Genomic DNA, 17794 nt, shown 5'->3' with positions numbered 1-17794 from the left:
ATTTAGAGCTTTAGTGTATCTTTAACGATATACCATGCTGGCATTAGTTCATCGTAGAAGAAATAAACGAATGTAGCAATTCTAAGAACGTTTAGAAAGAAAAAGCGTATCAATCCTTTTCTTGCTCTAGCAACGAGTCCGTCACCGTCTTTAGATGTTAACTTTCTTAGAGCAATCCCAAAGAAAATAATCCCAATATTAATCCCCACAAAAAACCATAAACGATCACGTCTTTCCACAACACCGCTTAACGATGGAAGGGCCTCAGGATCTTTTAATAGTTCAGAAACGACATCAATTGTTTGTGGATATTTTTTTATTAGTGCACCTGTTCCACTACGTTTTAAAGAATCTTCTACATGACGATGAAGCTCTTCATCACTCATTTTACGAAATGGACCAAGGGCCATTCGCACAGTTTCTTTTAAACTTTGTGTGGGGCGGGCCGACTCTTTATTCTCATCCTGACCATACTGGGTCTGGGCCTTTTGAACAACACTCTCCATTTGGGATTCGATATTATCCAAATCATCTTCTAAGTCAGAGCCAAAACTAAAAAAGGCCCCCGTAAGGAGGCCTATTATCAAACTAAGCTTTAACAGTTTCATTCGCTGGTTCTTTATTTTTTTGGAACTTCTCACACATAAGTGTAATTGGTGATGCAATAAAGATTGATGAATAAGTACCTACAACGATACCAATTGTCATCGCCAAGAAGAAGTCTCTAATAGCGAGACCACCAAACATTAACATAGTGATACATACAAAAAGAGTTGTACCAGAAGTTAGGATTGTTCTTGGTAGAGTTTCATTAACAGCATTATTGATATGCTCAGCTAATGATCTTCCAACAAACTGACCTTCGTGTTCACGTACACGGTCATAAACAATTACAGTATCGTTTACCGAGTAACCAATTACCGCAAGAATGGCCGCAACAGTTTGAAGTGTAAACTCAGTTCCAGTTAAGGCAAAAACACCCAGAATAATCGAAACATCGTGAAATAGAGCAACGATTGCACCAGGAGAATATTTGAAATCAAATCTTAGAGCGATATAAATCATAATCGCAATAAGGGCCCATAACATTGCCTGGAAACCAGAAATTCTAAGTTGCGCACCCGCTTTAGGACCAACGATATCAACTTTTCTAATCTCTACACCTTGAGAAGCATAGTTCTTATTAAGTGTATCTGTAAGAGACTGAGTGATCGTATTTAGATTTTCATCATCCCCTGCTACTTTTAAAAGGAATTCATTATCTGCTTGCTCACCAATAGTTTGAGCTGATAGACCTTTGAATCCACTTTTAACAAGATTCCCTCTTAGGTCATCTAGTTTTACATTATCTGCAAATTTAACTTGAACCTCAGCTCCACCTCTGAAATCTACACCGAATTTTAGCTTCGAGTAAGAAAAGAAAAGTGAACCAAGCACAAGAACGATTGATAGGATTGAGGCAAGTTTAAACTTGCCTGTGAAATTAATATTTGAATTACTGCTAATTACTTCTAACATTTTAAACTCCAAAAAGATTAGATACTAAGATCTTGGCCTTCAACTTTATCCATATAAAGTTCGAAGAAAAGTTTCCCTGCAAAGTATGATGTATAAACTGTAGCAACGATACCAATCAGAAGTGTTACTGCGAAACCTCTAATTGGACCTGTACCAAAGTTAAGAAGACATAGACCTGCAAGTGCTGTTGTGATGTTGGCATCGATAATTGTCCAAAATGCAGACTCAAAACCTTTTTCAACAGCTTTATAGTTAGAAATACCTTTTCTAATTTCTTCTCGAATACGCTCATAGATAATGATATTGGCATCGACGGCCATACCAACAGTAAGAGCGATACCAGCAATCCCTGGTAAAGTAAGAGTGGCCTCAAGTCCAACTAGAGCAGCAAGAACTAGAAGAACGTTTAGTGTAAGAGAAACTACCGCCACAACTCCAGAGAGCTTGTAGTAAACAAGGATGAAAAGGAAAACAATCACACATCCAATAAGTGAGGCCACTTCAGCTTTCGCAATAGAATCGTGACCAAGTGATGGACCAACAGTTCTTTGCTCAAGAAAGTCAAGTTGAACAGGAAGAGCACCCGCTCTAAGCACTAGTGCAAGGTCACGAGCTTCTTTCATTGTTCTGTTGAAATCACCCTGACCAAGTGTAATTTGTGCTCTACCACCAGCAATTCTTGATTGGATATTTGGTGCAGAATAAACGTTACCATCTAGAATAATCGCCATTCTTCTACCAATATTGTCACCAGTTACTTGTTCAAAAGCATCAGCACCTTGTTTCTTAAATTCTAGAGAAACGTAAGGTTGATTTTTTTGTTGATCAATAAGTACGCGAGCATCAGCAAGGTCTTCCCCAGAAATTCTTGGGTTAACGTCAACGAGGTATGGGATTTTAAGCTCCACTTCATTAGTTGCTTTAGATACAGATTTTTCAAAAGCAAGTTGGTAGTCTTTTGGAAGGTCATTCTTTAAGAACTCATTTACTTTTCTAATATAATCAGAGAAGCGCTCCTCTTTAGAGAATTTAATACCGCTAGCTTCTGCTTTTTGTAACCATGACTGAATTGTTGCCATTGGAACAGTGTCGTTAACAAGTTTGAACTCAAGCTTAGCTGTTCTACCAATAAGCTCTTTTGCTCTATCAATATCCTTAACACCTGGAAGTTGAACAACGATTCTGTCGTTACCTTGAGAAACGATTTCTGGTTCAGTTACACCGAACTCATCAATTCTGTTTCTGATAACTTCAATAGACTTAGTCACAGATTGTTCTTCAATATCTCTTTTTACATTATTAGTAAGGGCGATCTGAAGGTTATTTCCGTTTTCTTTAGTGATACGAAGAAGACCGTTGAAGAATTCGTGGATCTTATCTTTTGTCTTTTCAACATTGGCCACATCAGCAACAACAATGTTCATCTTTGGATCTAGAGGATCAGTTTCGTCAATTTCCGCTCCGTGAACTTCTGCCCCTGATTCATCTTTCATGGCGAATTCAATTTTACGAGCGTAACTTTTAACTTCATCCTTATAAACTTTTTTAAAGTCGATACCAAGAATCATGTACAGACCACCTTGAAGGTCTAGTCCAAGATTGATTCTTGATTTAACAGGATAGTTACTTTCTTTGTTGAAGTCCATGACAGTGGGGATTACAACCACAATGGAGACTACAGTAATCGCTATAAGAATGATAAAGCGATACCACCAGCTTCTTTTCATCTACATACTCCCTTAAGTTCGTCGAACGAACGTCCTTATTCTTTTAAGCTTTAGCTAAACCATTAAAAAGTATAGTTCGGAAGTACACAATTATGCAAGAAAAGGTATGCTGAAAAAAAAGGCCACTCTTATGAGTGGCCCTTATTGTCTTCATCTGATTTGTTTTGACTTGGCGCTTCGGGCGCTGGCTTATCCTGAGCAACATGCTCAACCTTCTCTTCGTGTCTGGCTGCATCATTGACATGATTCATCAGATCATCTTTAGCTTTTTGAAACTCTCTCAATCCTTTTCCTAAATTTTTTGCCAGTTCAGGCAATTTCTTAGGTCCAATAAAGATAAGAGCAAAAACAAATATGATTAACAGTTCAGACATTCCAATGCCAAACATAAGGCCTCCAGCGCGCTTAGAATTACTTCTTAGCTTCTTCGAAAATAGATTTAGCTAATCCGCCAATTTGTCCTTTAAGAACTTTGATTTTAACACCATCTTCAACTTCTAGTGTCACAACTTTCTCTGTGATACCGTGAATTTTTCCAAGAATACCTGACTTCGTGAAAACTTCATCACCTTTTGAAAGTTTAGATAGAGTGTCTTTTTCCTCTTCCATTTTTTTCTTTTGTGGACGAAGAATTAAAAAGTAAAACATTACAAAAATAATAATAAGTGGGGCAAATTGAGTGATGCCACCAGCTGGTGCAGGAGCTGCGGCAGCTGCTTCTTGTGCACTTGCGCTTTGAGCTAGTAATAGTAAAAATTTCATAAAAATCTCCTTATTTCCATTTTTCGGATGTGTATTTTGTTTTAAATTCTGCGTAATATTCTTCAAATCGGTCATCAATGATGGCCTGTCTCGCCTCTTTTACCATAGTTAAATAGAAATGTAAGTTGTGAAAGCTAATTAGCTGCCCTGCAAGATATTCACCCACATTAAACAAATGGCGGATATAACTTCTTGAGTAGTTTTGACACACTTTACATGAACAATCTGGATCAGGTGGCAAAGTATCTTCTTTAAATTTTTCTTTCTTAATACTAAGCGGGCCATGACTTGTGAGAAACTGTCCATTTCTTGCGTTTCGAGTTGGCAAAACGCAGTCAAACATATCAAGACCTGCGCGAATACCATTAAGAACATCAAGCGGCTTACCGACACCCATCAAATAGCGTGGCTTATCATCTGGCATGGTATGAACGAAGTCATTGAGAAACTCCACCATTTCATCATTTTTTTCACCAACTGAAAGTCCGCCAAGAGCATAACCTGGAAAATCGATCTCTTTTAGTCTTTCCATACACTCTGTACGAAGATCTTTATGAAGGCCTCCTTGAATAATTCCAAAAAGGTGCTGATGCGGTTTAAGCTCTACGTCTTTACAACGCTTGGCCCAACGAAGTGTTAGCTCCATACTTTCACGCAGGCGCTCTTTTGAGGCCGGCAGCGCAGGACACTCATCAAAGGCCATGACAATATCAGAGCCGAGGGCCTTTTGAATTTCCATTGATTTCTCAGGAGTAATCAAATGATAAGAACCATCAATATGTGATTGGAACGTTACACCCTCTTCAGTGAGCTTATTAATATCTGAGAGTGAGAAGACTTGGTAGCCACCACTATCAGTCAGGATTGGTTTTTTCCAATTCATAAAACCATGAAGTCCGCCACCAACTTTTTCAACAAGTTCATGACCAGGTTTTAGATATAGGTGATAAGTATTTCCAAGAATAATTTGAGCACCAACTTCTTCTAGCTCATGTTGCCACATGCATTTTACAGAAGCACGTGTTCCAACAGGCATAAAAATAGGTGTTTCAATTTCTCCGTGAGCAGTTGTGATAACTCCAGCGCGGGCCTTACCACTCTTTGCAACTTCTTTATACATTGTCATTTAGCTACTACCTTAAAATTAACATGGCATCACCGTATGAGAAGAATCTGTATTCTCTAGTAATGGCCTCTTTATAAAGCTCGAGTGTTTTCTCACGGCCAATTAAACTACTTACAAGCATGAGAAGAGTTGATTTCGGCAGGTGAAAATTCGTAATGAGCGCATCTATACTATGAACTGTTTTTCCAGGGTGAAGAAAAATATTGGTGTGATATCTTTTTTCGGCCTCAACATCAAATCGCCCTTCATGAAATGAAGATTCCAAAACGCGAAGTGAAGTTGTCCCTACGGCGATAATTTTCTTTTTACTATTAAGTTTATCCAAATTGGCCGCATCAATGAAGTATTCTTCAGTATGCATCACATGATCAGAAAGATTATCTGTTTTCACAGGCGCAAACGTTCCTAGACCAACATGAAGAGTAACAAAGGCACGCTCAATATTCTTTTTAGCAAGATTGGCAAAGACTTCATCTGTGAAATGAAGACCGGCCGTAGGAGCGGCCACACTGCCAACGTTTTTAGCAAATACTGTTTGATAGTCACTCTTATCTTTTTCATCAGATTCACCGGAGCGAATATAAGGTGGAATGGGAATCTTACCTACTTGCTCGAGATAACCAGTAAAATCTACTACTGAAAATGAAAGCCAAAAAACACCGTCTTGGACACTTGTGATCGTGGCCTTGACGTCATGAGGTAAAATAAACTGATCCCCTACATTCTTCTTACCGCGACACTTAATAAGCGCCTTGTAAGAATTATTCGAGCTTACAACAGAGAGAATAAAAATCTCGGCCTTCCCACCAGAAGTTTTTTGGCCAAGTAGTCGGCATGGAAAAACTTTTGATTGATTTGCCACAAGCAAAGAATCAGAAGGAAGGTATTTGTCGATTTCTAAAAAATTCGTATGAATGATTTCGTTTGTTTTGGCATTGTAGATAAGAAGCTTAGAATGATGGCGCCCAACAACCGGCCTATCGGCGATAAGGTTTTTTGGAAGGTCAAAATCGTAATTGGATAAGTGCAAATCCTCGGGATTTACATTTTGCATCATATTCTCAGTCCAGCACATAAGTTTTTGGAATGTTTATATTTTTGCGCCCCATTTGTCTAGCACAATGCCCATTATGCCCCCAATACTTGGGAAAAAAAAATGAAGAAGAATATATTACAAAGTATGCAATTCCTTACACATGGCCACCCTAAAGTATGTTATTTCAGGGCAACACAACAAAAAGAATCTACACTAAGGGGAAAAAATGAAAATGATCAAAAAGATGTTCTTCTTCTCAATTCTATTTAGCGCGAATATGGCCATGGCCACCAATTCAATCGAATCAGACCAATGGCTAAAAGTGGCCGATGGAACATTGGCCAACTGTAAGTCTAAAGCAGATTCTTTTAGACATAGATTACAGGCCTATAATTTGACTGAAAGAAAGATTATTATCAATGATGAGACTTTAGAGTTTTCAGCAAATATTAATTTTTTCCAGTGTCATGAGAGCGAAAAAGGATTCTCATTTTCAAAAGTGAATCCCTATGACGCTTATTCGTTTGCCAATTTTTTTAGCAAGGAACAAAAAGAAGTGGCCATCAAAACGAGCACACTAACGGCAATCATCTATAGAGATGGCGTTTACAAGCCTTTACATAAAGATAGTGTTTCAGATGACCTAGTTGTCAAAAGTGTTCGCATTGAAATTTCTGATTTATTAAATGAAGAAGAAATGAATAAGCTCGATCAAGGACAGAGCGTACGCGTTTCATTTGATTTTATGATTAATAGAAAGATTCAAACTCAAGTTGACGATAGAACAAGAAACCAAATTATCCGCTATGGAAGCTTCCGTCAGTGGATTACTTTAAAAAAAGTCGACGATAAAATTTTGATCAACTAATTTGTCCTATATAGAAGGGCCCAAAGTGGCCCTTCTTTTTTTCCCACTATCTTATGATTTTAAGAAAAATTAAAATCATAAAATGAAATACGTTACTGTCATCATCTTTATATTGTTCAATATAGTCTCGACTCTTGCGACATCTGACAAAGGTCTTATAAATATCGGCCCTCTACAAATTGGGAAATCAACCATTCCCATCGATCTTGCGAGTTTTCGTTTGTTAAAAACAGTGGGAACTAATAATGTGCGTGCCGGAATTTTAAAAGATTCCTTAGAATGGCCAAAAGATGACAACAACATGCTTACGCCTGTTGTACGTTTAAAAATTATGACTCAATCGCAAAAGTCTATAACCTATATCTATGGCAATGAAAAAATCATTCCGCAAAAGACGAACAATAATCACTTTGAGAGTGAATTAAAAATTAATCTTTTAAGTCCCAAAGAAATTCAAGTTTATGAAGATAAAAAACTGCTTGAAGTTCTAAAGCTTGTCACCAACACAAAGCTAAAAAAAAGTGAATCACACCTCATCGACAACTCATGCACGAAGTACAATGTCCAAGTCACAGGACTTGAAAATGAATTTATCTCCGTTGGTTGTATGATGGAAAAAACGGGAAAAATTGGAAGAGAAAAACCTCGCTTGCGAGTAAGTATGGCAGGCACAAATATCAAACTTTCAAGTGACCACGAAGGGACTTTCTCACTTTATTTTACTTCAAATGACCCTATTGAGTTTGATATAAAAAATCAATTTGGAGAGATTTCAAAAGTTAGGGTCACGGCCACAATCCCCGATCGCCTTCGCCGTTTACACACGGCCGTGGGTCTAGGTCCTTATTCCCTTAAGACAAGTAGTCTTGGTCGCATCAAAGACAAAGAAATTGCCCCTAGTTTTATGATCTATTCAAGATTTGATCTCACAGAAAATACAAGTCTTAGAGCATTTAATGCCCTCGTCTATAACGAAACAATTTTCAATAATCTTGGATTATATTTTGCCTATGACTTGGCCAATGCATTTGACAACAGAGTTAAACTCACAACTCTTCTTGGGGCCCAAGTTCTCGGCTACCGTTTTGATAGCAATGAGCCCACTCACAATAAAATTATCTACCCACAAGGTTTTGAATTAAGTTATTTCCATCCTTTTGGACTTAAAAATTACAATCTCACTTACGGCATGTTCCTTTCCACTCAAAGTTCAGAGACTTACGATAATTTATGGCTTCGTTTTGGTAAGAAATATTTTGTCGAAATCAACTATATCCATTGGGGCCGTGAACAAGAAAAAGTTCAAACGTGGGGCCTGTCGGTGGGGATTCCGACAGGATCATATTTTTAATAATTTTATTAGTCGTTAAAAATATTAACTATAATTTTCCCAGTCGTGCGACCTTCGCTATTTTTCTTGAGTGCTTCATCGATTTCATCAAGAGAAAATGTATCGCTCACATAAGCGTTAAGTTGATCGCTATCAATTAAATTTGCAATCATCTCTAAATCCTTAGAGATAGGACTAACAAATGTATGAAAGGTGGAAATATTCTTCTCTTGTGCCTCTTGCTTTAATTTCTCACTAACTCCTAACAAAGTAACTAATCTCCCTCCTTCTTTTAAAACTTTTAATGAACGATGAGAGTTCTCATCCCCAACGGGATCAAGGACCATATCAAAGATCTCACCTTGATCTTCAAAATTAGAATTCTTATAATCAATCACTTTATCAGCTCCAAAAGACTTAATGAGATCGACATTATTAGAACTGCCAGTCGCTACGACGTGGGCCCCTAAGGATTTTGCAATTTGAACAGCAAAATGTCCTACACCACCGGCCCCTGCATGAATAAGAACATGATCCCCAGATTTTAATTGCCCATTCGTCGTTAAAGACTGCCATGCCGTTAAGGCGGCAAGTGGATAGGCGCCAAGTTCATTTAACGCTGCCTTCTTCGGAGCGTGAGCAATGCCAGAACTCGAAACAATTACATATTCACCATAAGTGCCCTTACTGTTTGGATTGATATCTATCATGCCAAAAACGCGGTCTCCAACTTTGAAATCTGTGACATCCTCACCAACTTCAGTAACAGTACCAGCAAAATCCCAGCCTAGTGCAAAGGGCAATTGTAATGGTAAAATTTCTCTTAAATGACCATCTTTTATTTTCCAATCCAAAGGGTTAATTGAACTGGAGTAATTTTTTACAACGACCTCTCCCTTTTGTGGACGCGGGATTTCTTCAAACATCTGCTGAGAATCTGAATTCAAACCATAATTAAAAAATTTCATCACTTTCATGTGACCTCCTCTATGATGTATACAAAATAACACTCAAAGTGATATAAATATAATCAATATATAATATAGGAGTATATAAACAGTATGAATATCAGCGGTATTGATTTGAATCTAATCATAGTTTTTGATGCAGTCTATAGAACTTGTAATGTATCTTTGGCAGCGAAAGAAATAGGTCTAACCCAACCCTCAGTAAGTGCGGCCCTAAAAAGGTTAAGAGAAATAACGGGTGATGAGTTATTCACACGACTTTCAAAAGGAGTTCAACCAACAACGAAGGCACATGAAATAAGTAAAAATCTTGCAAGTGCTATAGAGTTAATTAAAGCAGGATTATTAGAAAAAAATGAATTTGATATAAAGGCCTATAAAAGAACATTTCGTTTAGGAATTGTTGATGTGTTTATTTATTCAATTTTTCCCGAGATATTAAAGATTATTGAAAAAGAGGCACCACATATCAAAATAATTCCTGTTCATTATTCGCAATCAGAATTTTCAAAACAACTTCGCTCTGGTCATTTTGACATTGTTTTGGCCACAAGTGGTTATACAGATGATACTTTAGGACTTTTTTCTGAACATCTTTTTGATGATAGTTATTGTGTAATTTCTAGGAGAAATCACCCTGCAATAAAAAAGAATTTAACTCTACAAAACTATCTGAAAGAAGATCATATCATCACATCCTTCGAAGGAAATTTGATGGGTGAATTTGACAAAATTCTAAGCATGAATAAATTAAAAAGATCTGTGAAAATGTCTGTGCCCAATTTTATGACTGTTCCATTTTTGGTTGAAAGCACTAATCTACTTGCAGGCATATCACTAAAAACGGCCCTCAAATTTAGAAATCATGCAAAAATTGATATTCACAAAATTCCATTTAAAACTCCAGCACTAAAAAACAGATTGTACTGGTACAATTCATTTGAACACGATCCCGCCAAAAAGTGGATACTCGAAAAATTTCATGAAGTATGTAACAAGCTTTAGTTCGGGTCTTAAACAAAGCGCGCCAAAAATGGCGCCTTACTTACAACTTCTTTCATACTCTCAAGAAGCTTGTCGATAAATTCTTGAACGGCCAACAACATGGCGTATGAGTTGATATTTTTTAGAAGTTCGTCAATAAGAGTTTGAAAAAGAGCGATGACAGGCTCAAGTCCTAATTTTTTTACGATGGCCTCGAAGATATTTCCAACTTCTTCTACATCTTTTCCATTATTGGTAACAACGTATAAAGGATTTTTCATTGCGCCCACTCCTCGATGACATTGGCTATTTTAGTGAAACTCTCCTGCAAAGGAGCATACTCTTTTGAAGAATAGTCGTATACCGACTTTCTTTGACCTAAGGCCTTCACAAGTTGTGATTTATTGTGAATGGGCTCCATAACTTTCGAATCACTGCCAAGCTGATTAACAATATTGACTAGGTCGTCCTGTTCTTGTTTTCTTCTGGCATCCACAAGGTTGGGAACGTGAAGAAGAATTTCTGGAACTTTTACTACACCCATATCGTCGATATTTTCTAAAACTTCATAAAATGCGTTAAGCCCCTTGCGAGAAAAATCGTCCGGTCTAAAAGGAACGATAACACCGTCACTGGCACAAAGAGAATTGATCACTAAAAGCCCTAGAGTTGGAGGACAATCGATAACAATGTAATCGTATAGGTGTGTCAGACCATTTTTTTCAATAAACTTTTTAAGAATTAATTGGCGGGGTACAGAGATCCCTGCAACAGTTAACTCAAATCCAGAAAGATCCCCAGAAGATGGGATAAGATCAACACCATCTTTTTGCACAAGAAGATCACTTACCAGACATGAAGTATGCAGACCTTTAAGCTCGCGAATAGAGTTTAAAAGAAGATTATATAGTGAGTAGCCTTCAACATCTTCGATGCCAAAGAGATAGGTAAGATTAGCTTGAGGATCAAGGTCGAGGCAAAGAACGCGCTTTCCCTGCGCTCTAAGAGCAAAGGCCGTATTGAAGGCCACAGTGGTTTTTCCGACGCCACCTTTTTGGTTTAAGAAAGCAATGACCTTTCCCTTACCACCTTCAGCGTTAGTTTTTCCTTCGTCGTTTTGTGATTGAGTGCGATTAAAGAAAATTCCCATGCTTTTGACTCCTTGGCATTTGCAAAGTAAGTCTAGCATAGGAAAGATCATTTGAAATATTAAATCTTGGTCAAGACGTTATTCGAGGTAACCACCGGCCGGTGCCACACAGCGAAAGCCGATTTCTTCACTGATGCCCGCTGTAACAGTATCATCTTCACATGGATAGAGCTTGAAGTAGTATGTTCCGGCCCCATTACCTGACGTATATGATCCACCACCAACGACACCACCACAATTACTTGTATTAGTGACTCTGCTAATTTCGGCCATATTCACATCAATTAGATCTTCATGAAGCTGAGTTTGCGTTATTCCTGTCGAAGGACCAATCAGTGAAGTATAGGCCGTTGTTGGGCTCCCACTGAAAGTTGTGTTGTAGCTTACATCTAATGGCACACCCATTGGAGTCACAAAGTATGAGGCCCCAAAAAGTTTTGTTTTATATAACCATGATGATAGATCAGCACCGCAACCTGCTCCTGTATCATCACAAGGTCCAGAGCTTCCATCAAAATTATAAACTGTGAAAAGATCACTACCATCAGCATAGCGGAAATTATCTGTTGTCGAGTTTAACTCCAGTATATCATTGTCAACGTCATTAATGGCCTGACATGTAAAGGCCCCATTTGGACAGACAAAACGATCAGAAGTCCACTCACTTACGTTTCCAACGTGATCTTGTACCGCGTATTTTGAAAGACATGAATTTGTTTGCGTAGCACCTGTCATAACTGAACGAATTGATGAACTAGCAATAGCAGGTAATGTATAGCGAGCATTACTATTTGGTGAATCAGAATCTGTATAATCACTTTCAAGCCCATTTGCCGAAGTTGTATTACACTTGGCCTGAACATTAAGTGCAAGACCTGTCTCTAGATTCGTTACAGCAGCATCAGTCATTTCAGAAGTTCCTGACTCTGCAGATATTGGATTGATATACCATTCAGAATAGGCCGTCTGATCTTTTCTTGATGGTAACAGACCCGCTGATTGACCAATCATATTTCCAGCGACAATATTCCATGAACCAGAATATTGGTAACAGGCCTTATTTGTTTCATCATAGTAAAACGGTGATCCGGCGATGGGATTAATCGCTGGTGCACCAGCACCACGACAATCAATTCTCTTCGTTGGCTCAGCAGGATTTACACAAGATTTTGTCGAGTAATTACAAACCCCAACGATATTAGAAACCGTTTGAGCACGACAAAATGAATCCGCACCTGTTTGTGATATATTCACAAGTGGTGGAAGTTCAGCGTGATTATAATCACTGGCCGTTTGCGTTCCATCAAATATTGACCATGAGGCGGCGCCATCGTAGTGCCAACACTTACCTGAGCTTCTCGCGTAGTAAATGTCGCCTACACTTGTGGCAGAGTCCACACCATTAGACGGGTCGCTGATTCCAAGACACGTTCCATCTGGTGTAAAAATACATGCAGGTGATTTTGTATAAGGACAACCGGCCTCAAATCGATCAACTAATAGATCGCGGCCAAAATCATAATAATTTGAACCAGGAGCATTGGCCGTACTACCAAGACCTTCATACAAACATCTATAGTTGTTTGATGAATCAGTGCTCTTTTGCATTTTTTCACACATCGTTTTATTTACAATCCAACGGTGGACGAGTGTTTGATTTTCATGAGGAACAACAACTCTTAAAGTCGTAAAGGCCTCAGTTGTGCTGGCATTAAATTTATTACTTGTACCAGTCTCTTGAACCACAGGACGAACTTCATAGAAGTACAATGTTCCTGAAGTTGGAGCTGTGGTAGAGTTTGAAAGATTATCAGTATAGTAAGTTTGAGAAGCTGCAATTGTTGTTTTGTTCAAAGGAACTTCATAATCAAACTCTTCAAAAACAGGTCGTCTATAAACATTATAACCAACAAGAGATCCCCCACTAACAGAGAAGGCCCCAAAGTCTAGAAAAACAGAAGCTGTTGCCGTATATGATTTCCAAGAAGTATTTGTTGTTCCGGTTGATTGGTAACAAGTATTCGTATCTTCATCAAGATAAACAACATCCACGGCCTTTGGTGTCACAACACCACTTGGTGAACCTGAACCAATACATGATGCTCCTGTACAACCTGTAGCATAGGCCGATGGAGAAACTTGACAGTGAGTTTCAATTTTCTCCCAGTCCCCTGCGGTAGTGCCCGTACTTTTGTAACATTCTTTAGTATCGGTTCTATAAAAGAGTGCATTCAAAGCATCAGGAGTAACTTGAGTAGCGGAAGCACTTGGATCAAAAGATCCTGTACAAGTAGATCCACTACAAGAAGTTTGGGAATAAGAACAAGCATAATCTTGTCCTGTGATCTCATCAATGCGGTTTTGTGTCGCCCCAATGGCCTTAATATTTTCCCAATTTCCATGAGTGGCAGAAATATTATTAACGACAACTTTAAAAGAAACATCGAGATCGTTTGTACCATCGCTAAAAGTTAAAACAATGTCACTTTCTCCAACAAGTGAAGAAACAGGGATAACTTCGATACGAATATCTTCATCATCAGAGCTATTGGCCGGTGTTGTTTCCACAACATCATTGGCATAGGCCCCTGATACTTTTACGCGATTACTTCCCTTGAAGACTCCAACAGAGAAAGCATCAGCTGGAATGAGATTAGTATTTGAACTTGTTAAACTTTTTACAACCAAAGTTTCAGTGTTTTCATTACCACCAATATTCCCGCCACCTTCATCAATGCGAATACGCTTAATAATAACTTTCTCTCTTTGAGTTACTGTTAGAGTATCAAGTCCATCATCTGTTGCGACTTCCCAATTTGTATTGGCACTAGTACCGTTAGAGACGTAGCAAGTCGCCGTGTCTTGGTCATAATAACGAATACCAATTGTATTTGGTTTAATTGACCCACTAGGTGTTCCTGATCCAATACAACCAAGAAGATTGTTACACTCAGGAGCATCAGTAAAGCTAGAGTACTGACAAAATAAAGGAGCATCATTAGTTGGTGTTACGTTGATCGTAACATAGGCCTGATGCGAAGTATTTGTGCCATCACTAATGGTATAGGTAAAAAAGTCAGCACCATCAACAGCTGCTGTAGTCACATTTGCTGTCATTAATTCTGCAGCGGCAGCGCCTACAGTTTGAGCTGGCGCCACTGGAGATGCTGTGACAAATGAGCTAGCTTTGGCCGAGTTATTAATGGCCTGAGCAACTTGAGTACATGTTGAAACACCTGCTTCAACATAAACCGTAATTGCAAATCCACTAACAACTGCAAACTCATCTCCTGCACTCATGCCAAGTTGCGAAGCAGTTGTAACACTAATATTGTTGGCCCACACACCACCAGTATTGGCAGTTAGTGCAATACAACTAATTCCCGTTCCTAATTGAAAATTTGAAACAGCTTGAGTACTGACACCTGAAACGTTTCCATTATCAGGTACATAAGTACAATCTAGTCTTTTCGTCGTTCCATCTGTAATAAGAGCACAACCTGTCAACGTTCCATTGGCCGGATCAGAGACCGCGAATGAGTAAGATGCATTTACAACATCATCAATAAAAGCATCTGTGCTTATCGCGACATATTCACTAATGGCAACTTGAGCTGTTGCTCCTTCTGTTCCTAGCGCTGCATGATTTACAGGATAAGGAGCTTCGCCACTAGGTTGACCAACATTGATTGAAATAATTTGAGTATCAGTATTGGCCGGCACACTATTTTGGGCAATTTGCATTGTGATTGGAGTAATACCAACAACACCACCTTTAGGCTTAAGTGTTGCAGTACATGTATTTGTGACATTGCTACAAGCACATGCCGATTCGACAAAGAATGATGTATTTACAGGAAACGAACAAGTGGTATTAACGTCATCACCTTCTTCATCAGAAAATGGAACTGTCATAATAAAGCTTGTTAAAGTCACCGGACTTGGAGAATAAGTAATATTGGCAAGATCAAGAACCGGAGCATCGTCATGAGGAGTGACATCAATTGTTCCAGTTGCAATATTTGAATAAAGGCCACTTGAATCGAGAACTCTATATGAGAAAGTTACTAATGGAGCAACTCCACCAGTAAGAGTAACAGTTTGCCCTGTCGTTTGTAAAAAAGCACCAGCTCCCCCAACTGCTTGTGCACTAACAAGAGCTGCAGCTTCAGGAGTACTATTTACTTTCGAAACAATTTCATCGGCCGTGGCCAGTGACGACCAAAAATTGATGTTGATTGTATTGCCACTCACCTTAACTTTAATATCGTTATCAAAATCAGGATAGAGATGCTCAACATAGTTAACAACAATTGAATTACCACTTGTTCCAAATGCTTTGGCCGTAAAAATGACGTTACCAAGAGAATTCGTAGCGGCCGCTCCAACACTATTTGAAGAGCCATCAGGAGAAGTGTAATCACAAGTTAAATGTGCTCCGGCCAGAATCATACAATTTGAAAATGATCCTGTAGATGGAGATGAAATATCTAGAGAAACAATTGAACTATCAACATCTGAAAACACATTTGTCAGAACAAAAGTATTGGTCGTGGCCGATGAATTTGTACTTTCTGAAATAGAAGATACATTGCCATTTTTTGCCACAGGAGCATCATTAACAGGAATAACTTCAACGATCATTTGTGTTGGGTTACTCTCACCATCGATAGGATCAGTGATAGTATAAGTTAATCCAAATGATCCACTCACCTCTGTACGAGGCCATATTGCAACTTTACACACACCACCAATACACTCACAACGATTTCCAACGTTAACGACGACTTTTGCAAAGCTTGTCAAAGATGTTTGAAATGCTAAACCAAAGCTATAAGTTGGAGTATTAGAAAGCGCAACATTAGCAATTTGTGTACTTAAAGAACGAATACTATCGATATAAGCATAGAGAGAACTATTTGACGTTGATTCTTTTGCAAGAGCATAGCTGCTAAGAACGTTAGCATAAAGTACATTCACACTTCCCGTTCCTGGAGCGATAAGAGTTTCAACTTTACCTCTTACAAAATCTGCTTCTGCTACGATATTGGCCATTTGAAGAGCAAGGTCTGTGTAAACAACTGGAGCAACAGCTTCAATTTGAGAGAAATTCTCAGTGACTTTACAAGAAGACGCTTGATCACCGTTGGCATCATCGTATGTTAGTGTGACATAGGATGGAGCTGCATCTTCATTGAGTTCAAAAGTTTTTAAAGTGGTTGCAGGTGCCTCACGAACGTTGACACATTTTTGAGAAATTTTGTCGTACGACTCTCCAAAACCACAAGACGCACTCTTCTGTCCACCGCCTTGTGGTGTACATGAAATAAGCGCTATGGCCGTAAGTCCTAAAAACAACAAATTTTTAATCATAATTCCTCAGTCTCTTTCCCTAAGACTTATCGTACAAATCTTCTGGGGCTTTAGATTAAATCCCTTTGTATTTCGGAGCTTTAGACTCGGTTACTCGTTTATTTTCTCAGAATTTTCGAGACGTTGGGAAAAGACTCCCAAAAGACCTATGATTAAGGCCACTTAGGTCAAAAATGGGGGTTGTTGAATAATCGTCTTATTTAAAAAGTTGACCACAATAATTGCTTATAGACACTATGACTGCAGTTTTTGCCAAAACTGCCCCGCGATACCTTTTGCTGCAAATATCTTCTAAAATAGAAATATGACAAAAAAGCTTTACCTCTATTTTTTATGCATAGGTCTGGGTATCAATTCTATGGCCCAGGAATTAATTGAAAAAGATTATGAGACCAACAACAATATGGTCATCATCAAAGCGATCTCTAGTACCAAGAAAACTTTTGTCATCAGGCTTGGAAAAGAAGATGGAATTTTGCCTGGTCAAATTTCAATGTTTTCTACAAAGAATATTTCAATTCTTGCAAGGGCCATAACTGTTAATCGCGACTTCTCTCAGTGGATTGTTGTAGAAAAGGATTCACTTATTCCTTTTTCAGATAATCAAGTTGTCACTCTAAGTAAGTCAGTCGAAAGAATTTGGACAGAACTTCCCATACTTCAAATTCAAGAAAAATACAGACAAATTGAAGAGCGCTATGCTCGTGTAATTGGCAAGAAGCACTTAACAATCAAAGCAAACTTCGTTCAAGGTTTCAAAGAGTCTACGAGTTTAGTAGATGAAGAAATTGGAAAAAGAAGTGGTGTTCATTTTGAGGCCATCTATTCTAAAAACTACACATCTCAATTTGAGCTTGGTGCTGGACTTCGATACGACAGTGAAGTCCTGCAAAAAGAACAAACAAATCTCGATATTCCAACGACACGTCTACTCGTTATGCTAGAGGGACTC

At 38.5% G+C, this 17794-nt stretch carries 15 protein-coding genes; 4 read left to right on the top strand and 11 right to left on the bottom strand.

Going from position 1 to position 17794, the window contains the following annotated elements; translation table 11 throughout:
- Positions 1 to 2: 2 nt before the first annotated feature.
- The 7 genes from M899_RS07505 to queA form a co-directional block, all read right to left on the bottom strand.
- Positions 3 to 608 (bottom strand): hypothetical protein, encoded by a 606-nt coding sequence (locus tag M899_RS07505; RefSeq protein WP_021270903.1) that lies wholly within the window; start codon positions 606 to 608, stop codon positions 3 to 5.
- Positions 589 to 1518: a protein translocase subunit SecF gene (gene secF / locus M899_RS07500; RefSeq protein ID WP_021270925.1), complete on the bottom strand. Its 930-nt coding sequence runs from the start codon at positions 1516 to 1518 to the stop codon at positions 589 to 591. The genes M899_RS07505 and secF overlap by 20 nt, the downstream gene beginning before the upstream one ends.
- 17 nt (positions 1519 to 1535) lie before the next feature.
- On the bottom strand, positions 1536 to 3245 hold the full coding sequence (secD, locus tag M899_RS07495) for a protein translocase subunit SecD (protein ID WP_021270936.1): 1710 nt from the start codon (positions 3243 to 3245) through the stop codon (positions 1536 to 1538).
- A gap of 128 nt (positions 3246 to 3373) precedes the next feature.
- Positions 3374 to 3634 (bottom strand): twin-arginine translocase TatA/TatE family subunit, encoded by a 261-nt coding sequence (locus M899_RS18720; RefSeq protein WP_021270896.1) that lies wholly within the window; start codon positions 3632 to 3634, stop codon positions 3374 to 3376.
- Between the two features lie 22 nt (positions 3635 to 3656).
- Entirely contained in the window at positions 3657 to 4007 is a 351-nt protein-coding gene (gene yajC / locus M899_RS07485) for a preprotein translocase subunit YajC (RefSeq protein ID WP_021270858.1), read from the bottom strand.
- A gap of 10 nt (positions 4008 to 4017) precedes the next feature.
- A complete protein-coding gene (gene tgt, locus M899_RS07480) occupies positions 4018 to 5133 on the bottom strand; it encodes a tRNA guanosine(34) transglycosylase Tgt (protein WP_021270926.1) in 1116 nt (371 codons plus the stop codon).
- Between the two features lie 7 nt (positions 5134 to 5140).
- Positions 5141 to 6190 (bottom strand): tRNA preQ1(34) S-adenosylmethionine ribosyltransferase-isomerase QueA, encoded by a 1050-nt coding sequence (queA, locus tag M899_RS07475; RefSeq protein ID WP_021270922.1) that lies wholly within the window; start codon positions 6188 to 6190, stop codon positions 5141 to 5143.
- A gap of 205 nt (positions 6191 to 6395) precedes the next feature.
- Between queA and M899_RS07470 the strand changes: the two genes are divergently transcribed.
- Complete coding sequence (locus M899_RS07470) at positions 6396 to 7037, top strand: hypothetical protein (protein WP_021270834.1); 642 nt, start codon at positions 6396 to 6398, stop codon at positions 7035 to 7037.
- Between the two features lie 82 nt (positions 7038 to 7119).
- Positions 7120 to 8388, top strand: coding sequence for a hypothetical protein (locus M899_RS07465; protein WP_021270860.1), 1269 nt, complete (start codon positions 7120 to 7122; stop codon positions 8386 to 8388).
- Positions 8389 to 8396: 8 nt separating this feature from the next.
- Here M899_RS07465 and M899_RS07460 read toward each other — a convergent pair whose 3' ends face one another.
- Complete coding sequence (locus tag M899_RS07460) at positions 8397 to 9344, bottom strand: NADP-dependent oxidoreductase (RefSeq protein ID WP_021270877.1); 948 nt, start codon at positions 9342 to 9344, stop codon at positions 8397 to 8399.
- 84 nt (positions 9345 to 9428) lie between these two features.
- Between M899_RS07460 and M899_RS07455 the strand changes: the two genes are divergently transcribed.
- Entirely contained in the window at positions 9429 to 10340 is a 912-nt protein-coding gene (locus M899_RS07455; protein WP_021270819.1) for a LysR family transcriptional regulator, read from the top strand.
- Between the two features lie 8 nt (positions 10341 to 10348).
- On the opposite strand, the gene M899_RS07450 is transcribed toward M899_RS07455, so the two are convergent.
- The 3 genes from M899_RS07450 to M899_RS07440 all read right to left on the bottom strand — a co-directional run bounded on the left by M899_RS07450 (position 10349) and on the right by M899_RS07440 (position 16842).
- On the bottom strand, positions 10349 to 10600 hold the full coding sequence (locus M899_RS07450) for a hypothetical protein (RefSeq protein ID WP_021270879.1): 252 nt from the start codon (positions 10598 to 10600) through the stop codon (positions 10349 to 10351).
- On the bottom strand, positions 10597 to 11469 hold the full coding sequence (locus M899_RS17630) for a ParA family protein (RefSeq protein ID WP_021270895.1): 873 nt from the start codon (positions 11467 to 11469) through the stop codon (positions 10597 to 10599). The genes M899_RS07450 and M899_RS17630 overlap by 4 nt, the downstream gene beginning before the upstream one ends.
- Before the next feature lie 78 nt (positions 11470 to 11547).
- A complete protein-coding gene (locus tag M899_RS07440) occupies positions 11548 to 16842 on the bottom strand; it encodes a hypothetical protein (RefSeq protein ID WP_021270900.1) in 5295 nt (1764 codons plus the stop codon).
- A gap of 304 nt (positions 16843 to 17146) precedes the next feature.
- Between M899_RS07440 and M899_RS07435 the strand changes: the two genes are divergently transcribed.
- Positions 17147 to 17794, top strand: a 648-nt coding sequence (locus tag M899_RS07435; protein WP_034728407.1) for a hypothetical protein, incomplete at its 3' end; no start/stop codon positions are given.

The sequence above is a fragment of the Bacteriovorax sp. BSW11_IV genome, assembly GCF_000447755.1.
In the GTDB taxonomy this organism is placed as follows: Bacteria; Bdellovibrionota; Bacteriovoracia; order Bacteriovoracales; family Bacteriovoracaceae; genus BSW11-IV.
The sequence above is the reverse complement of the archived record's forward strand: the minus strand, read 5'-3'. Positions and strand labels throughout refer to the sequence as shown.

What these genes read in the sequence shown, in the direction of transcription:
- M899_RS17630 (WP_021270895.1), bottom strand. Translation starts at nt 11,469, where the DNA reads ATGGGAATTTTCTTTAATCGCACTCAATCACAAAACGACGAAGGAAAA.
- queA (WP_021270922.1), bottom strand. Translation starts at nt 6,190, where the DNA reads ATGATGCAAAATGTAAATCCCGAGGATTTGCACTTATCCAATTACGAT.
- tgt (WP_021270926.1), bottom strand. Translation starts at nt 5,133, where the DNA reads ATGACAATGTATAAAGAAGTTGCAAAGAGTGGTAAGGCCCGCGCTGGA.
- secF (WP_021270925.1), bottom strand. Translation starts at nt 1,518, where the DNA reads ATGTTAGAAGTAATTAGCAGTAATTCAAATATTAATTTCACAGGCAAG.
- secD (WP_021270936.1), bottom strand. Translation starts at nt 3,245, where the DNA reads ATGAAAAGAAGCTGGTGGTATCGCTTTATCATTCTTATAGCGATTACT.
- M899_RS07450 (WP_021270879.1), bottom strand. Translation starts at nt 10,600, where the DNA reads ATGAAAAATCCTTTATACGTTGTTACCAATAATGGAAAAGATGTAGAA.
- M899_RS07440 (WP_021270900.1), bottom strand. Translation starts at nt 16,842, where the DNA reads ATGATTAAAAATTTGTTGTTTTTAGGACTTACGGCCATAGCGCTTATT.
- M899_RS07465 (WP_021270860.1), top strand. Translation starts at nt 7,120, where the DNA reads ATGAAATACGTTACTGTCATCATCTTTATATTGTTCAATATAGTCTCG.
- M899_RS18720 (WP_021270896.1), bottom strand. Translation starts at nt 3,634, where the DNA reads ATGTTTGGCATTGGAATGTCTGAACTGTTAATCATATTTGTTTTTGCT.
- M899_RS07470 (WP_021270834.1), top strand. Translation starts at nt 6,396, where the DNA reads ATGAAAATGATCAAAAAGATGTTCTTCTTCTCAATTCTATTTAGCGCG.
- yajC (WP_021270858.1), bottom strand. Translation starts at nt 4,007, where the DNA reads ATGAAATTTTTACTATTACTAGCTCAAAGCGCAAGTGCACAAGAAGCA.
- M899_RS07460 (WP_021270877.1), bottom strand. Translation starts at nt 9,344, where the DNA reads ATGAAAGTGATGAAATTTTTTAATTATGGTTTGAATTCAGATTCTCAG.
- M899_RS07455 (WP_021270819.1), top strand. Translation starts at nt 9,429, where the DNA reads ATGAATATCAGCGGTATTGATTTGAATCTAATCATAGTTTTTGATGCA.
- M899_RS07505 (WP_021270903.1), bottom strand. Translation starts at nt 608, where the DNA reads ATGAAACTGTTAAAGCTTAGTTTGATAATAGGCCTCCTTACGGGGGCC.